Genomic DNA, 10,880 nt, shown 5'->3' on the forward strand with positions numbered 1-10,880 from the left:
TGACAGTGCTTGCTCCGAACCGGGGACAGATACCTACCAGGGCTTAACGGCGGCCATGAGTAGGATGGCCCACCGTGATCCGGCTCGACAGTGTCTCCAAGGTTTACAAGACGTCGACGCGTCCCGCTCTCGAGGGCGTGTCCGTTGAGGTGGACAAGGGCGAGTTCGTCTTCCTGATCGGCCCCTCGGGGTCCGGGAAGTCGACCTTCCTGCGGCTGCTGCTGCGGGAGGAGGTGCCCACCAAGGGCCGGGTGTTCGTGTCCAACTTCGACGTCGCCAAGATGGCCCGGCGCAGGATCCCCCGACTGCGCCAGACCATCGGCTGCGTCTTCCAGGACTTCCGGCTGCTCGGCAACAAGACCGTCGCGGGCAACGTGGCGTTCGCGCTCGAGGTGATCGGCAAGCCCAAGCACATCATCCGCAAGGTGGTGCCCGAGGTGCTCGAGCTGGTCGGCCTCGACGGCAAGGCCGACCGGATGCCCAACGAGCTCTCCGGCGGTGAGCAGCAGCGCGTCGCGATCGCGCGGGCGTTCGTCAACCGGCCGCTCGTGCTGCTGGCCGACGAGCCCACGGGAAACCTGGACCCGGACACCAGCCAGGACATCATGCTGCTGCTGGAGCGGATCAACCGCACGGGCACGACCGTGCTGATGGCGACCCACGACCACTCCATCGTGGACTCCATGCGCCGCCGTGTCGTCGAGCTGCAGTACGGCAAGGTGATCCGCGACGACGCCCGCGGCGTGTACGGCGTAGGCCGGTAGATCCCCCGCTCCGGTCCCCCGCCAGCTGGCCCGCTACTTCCCCCGACCCAAGGATCCGTTCCCCGATGCGCGCAAGCTTCGTCTTCAGCGAGGTCTTCACCGGCCTACGCCGGAACGTCACCATGACCATCGCGATGATCATCACCACCGCGGTCTCGCTCGGCATGCTCGGTGGTGGTCTGCTGATCGTGCGCACGATCGACAAGATGCAGGTCGACTACCTCGCCGACGTCGAGGTGTCGATCTACCTCACCCAGGACGTCAGCGCCAACGACAAGGACTGCTCGGCCGACCCGTGCAGCAGCCTGCGCCAGCAGATCCAGAACAACCCGGCCGTCGAGTCCGTGGTGTTCGAGAACCGCGACCAGGCCTACGCGCGGTTCAAGAAGATCTTCCAGGACAACCCGATCCTGGTGCAGTCCGCGCGGCCCGAGGCGCTGCCGGCGTCACTGCAGATCAAGCTGCACGACCCGAGCCGCAGCGAGATCATCCAGCAGCAGTACGGCAAGAGCCCCGGCGTCGACCGCGTCGAGGACCAGAAGCAGTTCCTCGACAAGTTCTTCGGCCTGCTGGGCGCGGTCCGCGACGGCACGTTCGTCATCGCCATCATCCAGGCGCTCGCGGCGCTGATGCTGATCTCCAACACCGTCCAGATCTCCGCGTTCACCCGGCGCACGGAGGTCGGCATCATGCGCCTGGTCGGCGCGACCCGCTGGTACACCCAGCTGCCGTTCCTGCTGGAGGCGGTGATGACCGGCATCGTCGGCTGGGCGCTCGCGGTCGGCGGGCTGGTCGCGCTGAAGTTCGCCTTCCTCGACCGGATCCTCGAGGTCACCACCGGCATCATCCCCAAGATCGAGGTACTCGACATCATCGTGACCTCGCCCTGGCTGCTGCTCGCCTCGATCATCATCTCCGCGACCACGGGCTACGTGACGCTGCGGCTTTACGTTCGACACTGACGATAAACTGGACCTCATGCCCAAGGAACGTGGTCACAAGGTGATCGTGTCGAACCGGCGTGCACGGCACGACTGGTCGATCCTCGACACCTACGAGGCCGGTCTCGTGCTGGTGGGCACCGAGGTGAAGAGCCTGCGCGCGGGCCGGGCGTCGCTGGCCGACGCGTTCGCCACCGTCGACGACGGCGAGGTCTGGCTGCGCAACCTGCACATCCCCGAGTACGAGCACGGCACCTGGACCAACCACGAGGCGCGCCGGCACCGCAAGATGCTGCTGCACCGTGGTGAGATCGAGAAGCTGATCGGCAAGACCAAGGAGAGCGGGCTGAGCCTGGTCCCGCTGTCGCTGTACTTCAAGGACGGCAAGGTCAAGGTCGAGCTCGCGCTCGCGAAGGGCAAGAAGGCCTACGACAAGCGCCAGGACCTGGCGAAGCGCGACGCCCAGCGCGAGATGAGCCGGGCCTTCGGCCGGGCGCTGAAGGGCCGTCGTTGACCGCCGTTCCAGGACCCGAGCGGGACGAGGACGTCGCGGAATGGGTACGTGAGCTGGGCCTGGACGGCCTGGTCGACCTGCACCTGCACTTCCTGCCCGAGCGGATGATGACCAAGGTCTGGGCCTACTTCGACCGGGTCGAGACGCGGATCGGCGCCTCGTGGCCGGTCTGGTACCGGCAGCCGGAGAGCGACCGCATCGCGCTGCTGGAGTCCTTCGGGGTGAAGCGGTACGCGCCGCTGGCGTACCCGCACAAACCGGGTATGGCCGAGTGGCTCAACGGCTGGCTCGCCGAGTTCGCCGAGCGCGTGCCCGCCGCCGTGCGCACCGCGACCTTCTTCCCCGAGCCGTCCGCGGCGTCCTATGTGGACGCGGAGCTGCGCGCGGGCGCCCGCTGTTTCAAGGCGCACGTGCAGGTCGGCGCCTACGACCCGCGGGACCCGCTGCTGGACCCGGCCTGGGGCGCGATCGCCGACGCGGGCGTGCCGGTCGTCGTGCACGCCGGGCACGGGCCCGAGCGCGGGCCGTTCACCGGGCTCGACGTGTTCGGCGAGGTCCTGGCACGGCATCCGCGGCTCGTCGCGGTGCTCGCGCACGCGGGGATGCCCGACTACGAGGCCGCGCTCGAGCTGGTCGAGCGGTATCCGCGGGTGCACATCGACACCACGATGGTCGGCACCCCGTTCACCGAGAAGCTCATGCCGCTGCCGCGCGACTGGACGGCCCGGCTCGCCGGCATCGCCGACCGGGTCGTGCTCGGCACGGATTTCCCGAACATCCCGTACTCCTACGCCACGCAGCTGCAGGCGATCGCCGGCTGGGCGGCCGACGATCGCCTGGGCGCGCCGTTCCTGCGTGCCGTGCTGCACGACACCCCGGCGAAGCTGCTCAACCTCTGACCGGCGTCCTGGTGCGCCGGGTCGCCAGCAACGCGCTGCCGAACACCAGCGTCACCCAGGGCACGGGTCCGTCGAGGACGTCGCCGTCCAGGGGAGTGGTGAACCCGCGGGCCGCGAGTCCCAGCAGCCCGATCGAGCCGAGCATGGCCGCGGTGACCAGCATCGGCGTCGGGGCGGGCGCGTGCATCGGCGTCGAGCGGGTCTCGAAGCGGCCGAACACGCGCAGCAGGCCGATGAGGACGACAGCGGCGGCGGCGAACCACAACGGTGCGGCGGCCAGCCACCGCAGCGAGCCGGGTTCCGGTGTGGCGTAACGAAAGCCGAGGACGCTGACCCCGGTGACGATCACCAGCGCGGGCATGTGCCACAGGTAGACGCTCATGAACCGGGCTCCGATCCACCGCAGCGCGCCGCCTGCCCCCGGGCGCGCCGCGAGTGTCCGCAGCTGCGGCCGGATCGCGAGCACGAGCCCGATCTGACCGACGGCGAGCGCCACCAGGACCGCGGTCGGCGGGTTCATGTTGGACACCGGCGCGCCCGGCATGCCGATCATGCTCATCGGATACGGGCCGAAGGCGACCATCAGCGCGGTGCCCCCGAACCCCGCCGCCGACAGGGCGAGCGCGGACTTCCGGGTCAGCGAGCCGAGCCTGCCCTCGACGTAGTGGAACCCGAGCTGGTGCACGGCCAGCCAGACGAAGACGGCGTTGACGTACCCGAACAGGCCGAAGCCCTCGAAGCGGACGATGTCCACGAGCACCGCCAGCACGCCCAGCGCGGCCGGGACCGCCGGCCCCCAGCGCCGATGCGCGGCGGCCATCAACGGGGTGACGAGCACGGTCAGCAGGTACACGGCCAGGAACCACAGCAGCTGCCCGGCGATCGCGCCCGCCACCTCGACCGGTTGCTCCGGCGCCCCGAAGTCGCGCAGCAGCACCGGGGCGGCGAGCCACACGGCGGCCAGTGGGAGCACGGGCAGCAGGAGCCTGCCGATCCGCGAGGAGAGCCAGACCCGCGCCGAGGCGGCGCGCTGCAGTGAGATGAAGTTGGCCGCGCCCCCGGCGAAGAACACCAGCGGCATGACCTGTGAAAGCCACGTGATCGCCGCCCAGCCGGGCGTGGCGAGCGCGTTACCGGTCGCCAGGCGGCCGTCGGTGTAGCTCAGCACGGGCATCAGCCAGTGCTGGGAGATCACCGCAAGGATCGCGCCGGCGCGTATGACGTCGAGAAAGGTGTCCCGCTGGCTTCGTTGCATGCCTGGAAGCCTTGTCGCGCGCGGGCTTCCAAACAGCAAGGACAGCCGCCGTCTTCACTTCCGGTTCCAGGCGGTTCCGTGGTGGGGCAGCCCCTACTCAGACCTCGTCCACTTCGGGCGTCGCGAGCCCGCACAGCCGGTACTCCCAGCCGGTCTCGGGCGTGTAGCCGAGGCGGTAGTGGGTCTCGATCTTCGGGCCGTCGTGGAGGTGGACGTGCCGCATCACGCTGCCGCAGACCGGCTCGGCCTCGCCGAGGGTCTGTACCCGGCCGTCCAAGGGGCCGCCGAAGAAGCGGACGCTCACCTCGGGCATCGTGCCCCCTTCGAAAGCATTGTCGATGTGGCGACGTCCGACCATGGTAGGGGAGCTTCCCGGGTCCTGCCGCCCTCGGATCGGGTGAGAGTTCACCACACCGGGCGTAGCTTGACCGGCCGCTCCCGGGCCGCGTCCCGCACGAACTCGATCAGGCCGTTGCGCAGCTGGTCCAGCTGTCCGGCGCCGATCAGTCCGGCCCACCGGGCCTCCGCGTCGACCGACCACGCGACTACCCGTTCGATGCACTGCCAGCCACGCTGCGTCAACCCGACCATCCTCGCGCGCCGGTCGGTCGGGTGCGGGCGCCGCTCGACGTACCCGCGTTTCTCCAGCTCGTCGATCAGCTGCACCGCGGCCTGCTTGGTGACGCCGAGGTGCTCGGCCAGTTCGACGGCGGTCGCGCCGCCCGAGTGCGAGAGGTACTGGAACGCGAACCCGTGTGCGGGTCGGACGTCGTCGAAGCCCTCGGCCGCCAGGTGCTCGTGGATCTGGTCCATGACCGCGCGGAAGGTGAGGGCCAGCAGGCCGGGCAGGTCTCCGTGCGGCATCGCGCCTCCTTTGGTCAAGTGGCTTGACTATATCGTGAGCCGCTCGTAGTGTCCTTCTGGTCAATCTAGTTGACTACTTGGAGGTCTTCCGATGACTCTGGCTTCCCTGGTGGACGCGCCGACGTTCGAGAACCTAGGCTTCACCTTCCGCCCGCTCGCCGTGCCGAGCCGTGGCTCGACGGAGCTGGCGGTGTGGGCACTCGAAGCGGCACCGGGTGCGGCGAGCGAGAGACACACGGTCAGCCGCGAGGAGGTCTTCGTGTTGCAGGAGGGCCGGATGCGCGCGGAGGTCGGCGACGAGACCCACGAGCTGGCGCCCGGTGACGCGCTGATCGTGCCGCCCGACACGCCGCTGTGCCTGCGCAACTCCGGTGCCGAGACCGCCCGGCTCACCGTCGCCACCTCGAAAGGAGTGGTCGGGGTCGTCAACGGCACCAGCGTGAACCCGCCCTGGGCCCGGTAACGGTTTCCGTCCGACCCTCGTCCAGGCGGTTCAGGTGCGGCCGAGGTAGGTCAGCACGGCGCGGACCCGGCGGTGCTCCTCGGGACTGGCCTCCAGGCCGAGCTTCGCGAAGATGTTGCCGATGTGCTTTTCGACCGCGCCCTGCGACACGACGAGCCTGCTGCCGATCGCGGTGTTCGACAGGCCCTGCGCCATCAGGCCCAGCACCTCGGACTCACGCGCGGTCAGTGCGTCGAGTGGGTTCTTGCGACCACGTGCCATCAACTGCGCGATCACCTCCGGGTCGATCGCCGTGCCGCCCCTGGCGACCCGGCGTACCGCGTCGAGGAAGTCCGCGACATCGGCCACCCGCTCCTTGAGCAGGTAGCCGACGCCGCCGGCGCCACCCGACAGCAGTTCGACGGCGTAGCTCTCCTCGACGTACTGCGAAAGCACGAGCACCGGCAGGCCCGGCACGGCTTCGCGGGCCGCGAGCGCCGCGCGCAGGCCCTCGTCGGTGAAGGTCGGCGGCATCCGGACGTCCACGATGGCCAAATCGGGCTTGTGCTCGGTGACCGCCTGAACGAGATCGTCGCCGTTGTCGACGGCGGCGGCGGTCTCGATGTCCTCGTCGGCGAGCAGGCGCTGGACCCCCGCGCGCAGCAGGACGGCATCCTCGGCAATCACCACACGCATGTCGCCCCCAGGGTGAGTTCGTGAGTGTCAGCCGCTATTCACTCACGAACCGCTCACCACGTACACGGTAGGTCCGCCCGCACGACGGTCGGGCCGCCTGCCGGGCTCACCACCGTGATCACCCCGTCGATCGTGGCCGCCCGGTCGGCGAGGCCGGACAGACCGCCGCCGGGGCGGAGCTCCGCGCCGCCGTGACCGTCGTCGGTGATCTCGACGATCACCTTGTCGTCGGTCCGCCACACCTTGACGCTCGCCTCCGTCGCGCCCGAGTGCTTGGCGATGTTGGTCAGCGTCTCGCCCACGATGAAGTACGCCGTGGTCTCGACCGCGGCCGGCGGGCGCGGTTCCACGTCGGTCCGCACGTCGACCGGGATCGGCGATTTCGCCGCCTGCGCCGACAATGCCGCGTCGAGCCCGCGGTCGCCCAGTACGGCCGGATAGATGCCGCGGGCGAGGTCGCGCAGTTCGGAAACGGCGAGCTTCGCGTCGAGATGGGCCTCGTCGATCAGTTCCCGCACCGCCTGCGGGTCCTTGTCCAGCTTGTTCTTCGCCCGGCCGAGGCTCATCGCCACCGCCACCAGCCGTTGCTGCGCCCCGTCGTGCAGGTCCCGCTCGATCCGCCTGCGTTCCGCCTCGGCGGCGTCGACCCCCCGCGCCCGCGAAGCCTGCAGGTGCTGCGCCTTGACCTCGAGCCGCTTCGCGCGGTTCGGGCCGAGCAGCGCCAGCGCGAGCGAGCCGTGCATCCAGCCGATCCAGGGCGACACCCAGATGGCCATCGGCAGCAGCACGATCGACGCGATCCCGATCGCCGCCTCGGCGATGCTCAGCGGGAGCGACAGCATCAGGTAGCCGAAGTCGCGCCAGGTCGTCGGATCGACCAGCCGCAGCCGCCAGCGCCGCAGGATCCCGCCTTCGACGGGGGCACGCTCGACCTCGGGCAGCGGGGTGCCGAGCATGCTGCGGACGAAACGGCGCTCCAGGTTCCCCGAGCCGCGCACCACACTCGTCATGGCCATCAGGATCGGGATGCCGACCCAGATCACGACCGTCGCGATGCCGACCGCGATGCCGACCACGATCAGCACGAACTGCGCCAGGTGCAGGGGGAACCCGCTGATCAGGTACGTGATCGTGCGGACCGCCTTCGGGCGCGGCTGCTCCAGGGGCGCCCGGTCTGCGGCCATACCGGTCATCATGCCACCGCGCTCAGGGCGTCGTTGTCCGCTTCGGCCAGCCGGCGCGCCCGCGGGCCGGGCCCGAGCACGAGGCGCACGAACCGGGCGTGCCCCGCGCCCAGAGTGCGGGTCAGCGCCAGGGACAGCGCGATCACCAGCAGGCCGAGCGCGGCCCACGGCAGGGCCTTCCCGGTCGAGTCGACCACGAACCACGGCTGGTCCTCGCGGAAGAAGACGAACGCCCCGCCCGGGAGGTAGCGGAAGTACACCGGGAGCGCGGCCAGGCCCAGCCCGGTCGACCAGGACGTCACGAGCACGACGAACTCGGCCACCCCGACGGGGAACAGCAGGACGAAATAGCCGAGATCCCGCCAGGTCGCGCCGTCGAGCAGCCGGGCGCGCCAGCGCACCTGCCAGCCGCGCGCCGGCAACGGCCGGTACGGCGCGGCGATGTAGGTCCCCAGCAACGCGTGTGCCCTGGCGCGTTCGAACCGTGCGGCGGCCCGGGTGCCCAGCAGCAGCGCCGCCAGCACCGGAACCCCGGCCCAGACGATCACCGTGCCCATCCCCACGGAGGCGAGCGTGACCACGGCCACGAACCCGGCGATCCCGAGTGGCAGGTTCAGCAGCAGGTAGCCCAGCGAGCCGGCCGCCGAGGGGCGTGGCCTGCTCCCGTCCACGACCGAGTGTGCCGACGTCATGATGGTTCCTTCCTCGGATGCGACAGGCACCAGCATGCGGTCGCGCCGCCGGCCCGGGCCATGGGGAACCCGGGCGTCTCCGGGGTGGGGCAGGCCCTACCCCGGGGGAACAAACCGGCTTGCCGGGGGCGTTAGACTAGGTGGATCGAGGATCACCGAGGGGGTGAACGGTTTCGACTTTGGACGTTGAGTCAAGGGAAGCGTGCCGGTGCAGGCGAGAGACCACCGTAAGCGTCATCGCAACTGAATAAGCGCCAAGACTAATAGTCAGCGCGACTACGCCCTCGCCGCCTGAGCGAGTGCGTGTCTGTCGGCCCGGGAGTGCCTCCGTCCCGGTAGCCGGCATCAGCTAGGAGGCTCACCGTCCGGACCTGGCCGCGGGGTCCGGATGGAACACTTACAGCGGCTGGGCCCGTCACATCGGCTTGTCCGCGTGACCGATGGGGCCGAGTAGAGGCATAGCGGGCTGCGCACGGAGAAGCCTTGGTGAGGCGCCAGAGGACCCGGGTTCAATTCCCGGCACCTCCACTCGACGGATGGGCGGACCATGCTCGCGGAAAGCGCTCGCATGGTCCGTCTCGTCGTGTCTTCTGGGGGCGCAGCCCCCAGACCCCGCCCGGGAGGGCTTCGCCCCCCGGACCCCCCGGTTGTGGTTGCGTCGCGTTGTTGGGTGACGGTGGGTGGGTTGGGGCGTCGCCCCTTGCCCCCGACCGTGGCTGAGTTGGGTGGGGCTTCGCCCCTCGCCCCCGGGGTGGCTGAGGTGGGTGCGGACGTCAGGTTGGGCGGAGGCTGGTGGTTAGGGTGGATAGGTAGGTCTTGACCAGTCGTGGGGGGTGGGGGCCGCAGCGGAGGGCGTGGGTGGTGCCGCCCAGGAGGCGGCGGATGTCCGAAGCGCGGAGATCGGCCCGGACGTGGCCGTCCTGCGTCGCCCGGCGCAGGAGTTTGCCCAGTGCCCTGTCGAATCGGGACTTCAGTGCGGTCGTGCGGGCATCGGCCGCCGACGGTGACTCCAGAACTTCGGCGAAACCGAGTTCGTTCAGTGCCCGGGTGAGCGCAAAGCGTAGTAATTCGTGCAACTCCGCCAATGGCTCCGCACCGGTGGCCGCGCTTTCCGCGCGCTCCGCCAATTTCTCCAGCGACGCGCTCGAAACGGCTTCCAGCAACGCCTGACGGCCGGGAAAATGCCGATACACCGTACCGACTCCGACGCCGGCGAGCCGTGCGATAGTGTTGAGCTGGAGCGAGTCGTCACCTGCGGCGAGCTGCTCGCGCGCGATCCGCAGCACGCGCTCGCGGTTCCGTGCGGCATCCGCGCGCAATGGCGTTTCACCCCTCGATTTCACGCGCTCATCCTACGATACGCGGAACGACTATCCGATCGGATGTGCGATCCATTTTCGACTCTCCACAATGCACCAAATCAGTGACCAGGCAGATTTCCAGGACGTTGCGCTCAGGTGACGGAGCGAAGCGAAACTGGACGGCTCGCGACCGGGCTGCGATGCTTGACAGGCGCGTGACGGATTTCGTCATGACAAACGCGAAGCCGGAAGAAGGTGCCAGATGGCCCGGGTAAGCCGTGCAAGCAGCTCCGATGAAGCTATGCAAGGGGGCTGGCTCGCAGGTGTTCGCGCGGAGGAGAAGGTCCACCGGGACGTCCAGGAGTGCAAGGCCGCGCGGACCGTGGCCGGGCACTCGGTGGACGCCAGCGAATGCGCGGAGTTGCTCGAGATGCTGGGCCTGCAGGCCAAGCAGGGCAAACAAGTCCTGATCTGACGATCACCCAGGGCGGCCGCCGATCCTGGTGGTCAGCTCACCGGCCGTGAGCCGCACCTGATGGGCGAGCTCTGGCCAGTCCTGCCCACACAGCACAGCCTCGTCGGGGCAGTGGTGCCGCAGGGTCACGCTGATCGCCGCCATCGGGCGGCCGCCGTGGTCGAAGACCGGATACGCCACCGAGGCGAACCCGGCCGTCACGAAGCCGTCCTCCACCGCCCAGCCGCGCCTGCGCTCGGCCTCGAGCACGCGACGTAGCTCGGCGAGGCCTCGTGGCCCCCGGTCGGTCCGGCGGACGAACGCGGCCGCGTTCGGGAACAACGCCCGCACGTGCGCGGCGGGCAGATGCGCCAGCATCGCGCGGCCCGACGCGGGCAGGTGCGCGGGAATCCGCACGCCCACGTCGGTCACCAGGGTCTCCGGCTTCGCCGGCCGTTCCTTGAGCAGGTACACCAGCTCGTTGCCGTGCAGCACACCCAGCTGCGCGGTGTGCCCGGCCTGGTCGACGAGCTTGCGCAGCAACGGTCCCGCGAGCCGCTCCAGTGGGTCGTGGCGCAGGTATGCGGAACCCAGCTCGAACGCGGCGATGCCGAGCCCATAGCGGCGTTCCGTGGGCAGGTGCACGACGAAGCCGGCGGACTCCAGTTCGGCCAGCAGGTGGTACGTCGTGGACCGCGGCAGGCCGAGCTCGCGCGCGATGGCCGGGGCCGAAGCCGGGCCCGCCCGCCTCGCCAGCGCGCCCAGCACCGCCAGCCCCCGCCGCAGAGCAGGTACGTCGGTCATCTGTCTGGGATACCAGACACAAGCACGCGCTCGTCAAGTGTGCGAGGCCGCCCGGGCGGGTGGAATGGGC

At 69.8% G+C, this 10,880-nt stretch carries 14 protein-coding genes and 1 other RNA gene; 7 read left to right on the plus strand and 8 right to left on the minus strand.

Annotated elements, in window-relative coordinates; translation table 11 throughout:
• The first annotated feature begins 74 nt into the window (after positions 1–74).
• The 4 genes from ftsE to LWP59_RS05370 all read left to right on the plus strand — a co-directional run bounded on the left by ftsE (position 75) and on the right by LWP59_RS05370 (position 3,118).
• Positions 75–764, plus strand: a complete 690-nt coding sequence (gene ftsE / locus LWP59_RS05355) for a cell division ATP-binding protein FtsE (RefSeq protein ID WP_144645984.1) — start codon at positions 75–77, stop codon at positions 762–764.
• 65 nt (positions 765–829) lie between these two features.
• The gene (gene ftsX, locus LWP59_RS05360; protein WP_144645982.1) at positions 830–1,726 is read left to right on the plus strand and encodes a permease-like cell division protein FtsX; all 897 of its coding nucleotides are present in this window, start codon (positions 830–832) and stop codon (positions 1,724–1,726) included.
• A 16-nt stretch (positions 1,727–1,742) separates the two neighbouring features.
• Positions 1,743–2,219, plus strand: a complete 477-nt coding sequence (smpB, locus tag LWP59_RS05365) for an SsrA-binding protein SmpB (RefSeq protein ID WP_144645980.1) — start codon at positions 1,743–1,745, stop codon at positions 2,217–2,219.
• Positions 2,216–3,118, plus strand: a complete 903-nt coding sequence (locus LWP59_RS05370; protein ID WP_144645978.1) for an amidohydrolase family protein — start codon at positions 2,216–2,218, stop codon at positions 3,116–3,118. Before smpB ends, LWP59_RS05370 begins: the two co-directional genes overlap by 4 nt.
• On the opposite strand, the gene LWP59_RS05375 is transcribed toward LWP59_RS05370, so the two are convergent.
• From LWP59_RS05375 to LWP59_RS05385, 3 genes are all read right to left on the minus strand, one after another.
• Positions 3,108–4,373: an acyltransferase family protein gene (locus LWP59_RS05375; protein WP_144645976.1), complete on the minus strand. Its 1,266-nt coding sequence runs from the start codon at positions 4,371–4,373 to the stop codon at positions 3,108–3,110. The genes LWP59_RS05370 and LWP59_RS05375 overlap by 11 nt on opposite strands.
• 97 nt (positions 4,374–4,470) lie before the next feature.
• A complete protein-coding gene (locus tag LWP59_RS05380; RefSeq protein WP_144645974.1) occupies positions 4,471–4,686 on the minus strand; it encodes a hypothetical protein in 216 nt (71 codons plus the stop codon).
• A gap of 92 nt (positions 4,687–4,778) precedes the next feature.
• Positions 4,779–5,237, minus strand: coding sequence for a MarR family winged helix-turn-helix transcriptional regulator (locus LWP59_RS05385; RefSeq protein ID WP_144645972.1), 459 nt, complete (start codon positions 5,235–5,237; stop codon positions 4,779–4,781).
• 91 nt (positions 5,238–5,328) lie between these two features.
• Between LWP59_RS05385 and LWP59_RS05390 the strand changes: the two genes are divergently transcribed.
• Complete coding sequence (locus LWP59_RS05390) at positions 5,329–5,700, plus strand: cupin domain-containing protein (RefSeq protein ID WP_144645970.1); 372 nt, start codon at positions 5,329–5,331, stop codon at positions 5,698–5,700.
• A gap of 30 nt (positions 5,701–5,730) precedes the next feature.
• On the opposite strand, the gene LWP59_RS05395 is transcribed toward LWP59_RS05390, so the two are convergent.
• The 3 genes from LWP59_RS05395 to LWP59_RS05405 are packed head-to-tail and all read right to left on the minus strand — an operon-like array spanning position 5,731 to position 8,251.
• Complete coding sequence (locus tag LWP59_RS05395) at positions 5,731–6,375, minus strand: response regulator transcription factor (protein WP_144645968.1); 645 nt, start codon at positions 6,373–6,375, stop codon at positions 5,731–5,733.
• Positions 6,376–6,428: 53 nt separating this feature from the next.
• Complete coding sequence (locus tag LWP59_RS05400) at positions 6,429–7,559, minus strand: sensor histidine kinase (RefSeq protein ID WP_144645966.1); 1,131 nt, start codon at positions 7,557–7,559, stop codon at positions 6,429–6,431.
• Positions 7,560–7,567: 8 nt separating this feature from the next.
• A complete protein-coding gene (locus tag LWP59_RS05405; protein ID WP_144645964.1) occupies positions 7,568–8,251 on the minus strand; it encodes a sensor domain-containing protein in 684 nt (227 codons plus the stop codon).
• Positions 8,252–8,410: 159 nt separating this feature from the next.
• Between LWP59_RS05405 and ssrA the strand changes: the two genes are divergently transcribed.
• Positions 8,411–8,782, plus strand: a transfer-messenger RNA (tmRNA) gene (ssrA, locus tag LWP59_RS05410).
• Positions 8,783–9,024: 242 nt separating this feature from the next.
• Here ssrA and LWP59_RS05415 read toward each other — a convergent pair.
• A complete protein-coding gene (locus tag LWP59_RS05415; RefSeq protein WP_191334854.1) occupies positions 9,025–9,594 on the minus strand; it encodes a TetR/AcrR family transcriptional regulator in 570 nt (189 codons plus the stop codon).
• A gap of 259 nt (positions 9,595–9,853) precedes the next feature.
• Between LWP59_RS05415 and LWP59_RS05420 the strand changes: the two genes are divergently transcribed.
• Positions 9,854–10,027 carry a hypothetical protein gene (locus tag LWP59_RS05420; RefSeq protein ID WP_186383156.1) on the plus strand — a complete coding sequence of 58 codons (174 nt, stop codon included), beginning with the start codon at positions 9,854–9,856 and terminating at the stop codon, positions 10,025–10,027.
• 3 nt (positions 10,028–10,030) lie between these two features.
• On the opposite strand, the gene LWP59_RS05425 is transcribed toward LWP59_RS05420, so the two are convergent.
• On the minus strand, positions 10,031–10,810 hold the full coding sequence (locus tag LWP59_RS05425) for an IclR family transcriptional regulator (RefSeq protein ID WP_144636393.1): 780 nt from the start codon (positions 10,808–10,810) through the stop codon (positions 10,031–10,033).
• Positions 10,811–10,880: the final 70 nt, after the last annotated feature.

Source organism: Amycolatopsis acidiphila (assembly GCF_021391495.1).
GTDB lineage: Bacteria > Actinomycetota > Actinomycetes > Mycobacteriales > Pseudonocardiaceae > Amycolatopsis_E > Amycolatopsis_E acidiphila.

What these genes read in the sequence shown, in the direction of transcription:
- LWP59_RS05375 (WP_144645976.1), bottom strand. Translation starts at nt 4,373, where the DNA reads ATGCAACGAAGCCAGCGGGACACCTTTCTCGACGTCATACGCGCCGGC.
- LWP59_RS05385 (WP_144645972.1), bottom strand. Translation starts at nt 5,237, where the DNA reads ATGCCGCACGGAGACCTGCCCGGCCTGCTGGCCCTCACCTTCCGCGCG.
- LWP59_RS05425 (WP_144636393.1), bottom strand. Translation starts at nt 10,810, where the DNA reads ATGACCGACGTACCTGCTCTGCGGCGGGGGCTGGCGGTGCTGGGCGCG.
- ftsX (WP_144645982.1), top strand. Translation starts at nt 830, where the DNA reads ATGCGCGCAAGCTTCGTCTTCAGCGAGGTCTTCACCGGCCTACGCCGG.
- LWP59_RS05405 (WP_144645964.1), bottom strand. Translation starts at nt 8,251, where the DNA reads ATGACGTCGGCACACTCGGTCGTGGACGGGAGCAGGCCACGCCCCTCG.
- LWP59_RS05395 (WP_144645968.1), bottom strand. Translation starts at nt 6,375, where the DNA reads ATGCGTGTGGTGATTGCCGAGGATGCCGTCCTGCTGCGCGCGGGGGTC.
- smpB (WP_144645980.1), top strand. Translation starts at nt 1,743, where the DNA reads ATGCCCAAGGAACGTGGTCACAAGGTGATCGTGTCGAACCGGCGTGCA.
- LWP59_RS05400 (WP_144645966.1), bottom strand. Translation starts at nt 7,559, where the DNA reads ATGGCCGCAGACCGGGCGCCCCTGGAGCAGCCGCGCCCGAAGGCGGTC.
- LWP59_RS05420 (WP_186383156.1), top strand. Translation starts at nt 9,854, where the DNA reads ATGCAAGGGGGCTGGCTCGCAGGTGTTCGCGCGGAGGAGAAGGTCCAC.
- LWP59_RS05390 (WP_144645970.1), top strand. Translation starts at nt 5,329, where the DNA reads ATGACTCTGGCTTCCCTGGTGGACGCGCCGACGTTCGAGAACCTAGGC.
- LWP59_RS05380 (WP_144645974.1), bottom strand. Translation starts at nt 4,686, where the DNA reads ATGCCCGAGGTGAGCGTCCGCTTCTTCGGCGGCCCCTTGGACGGCCGG.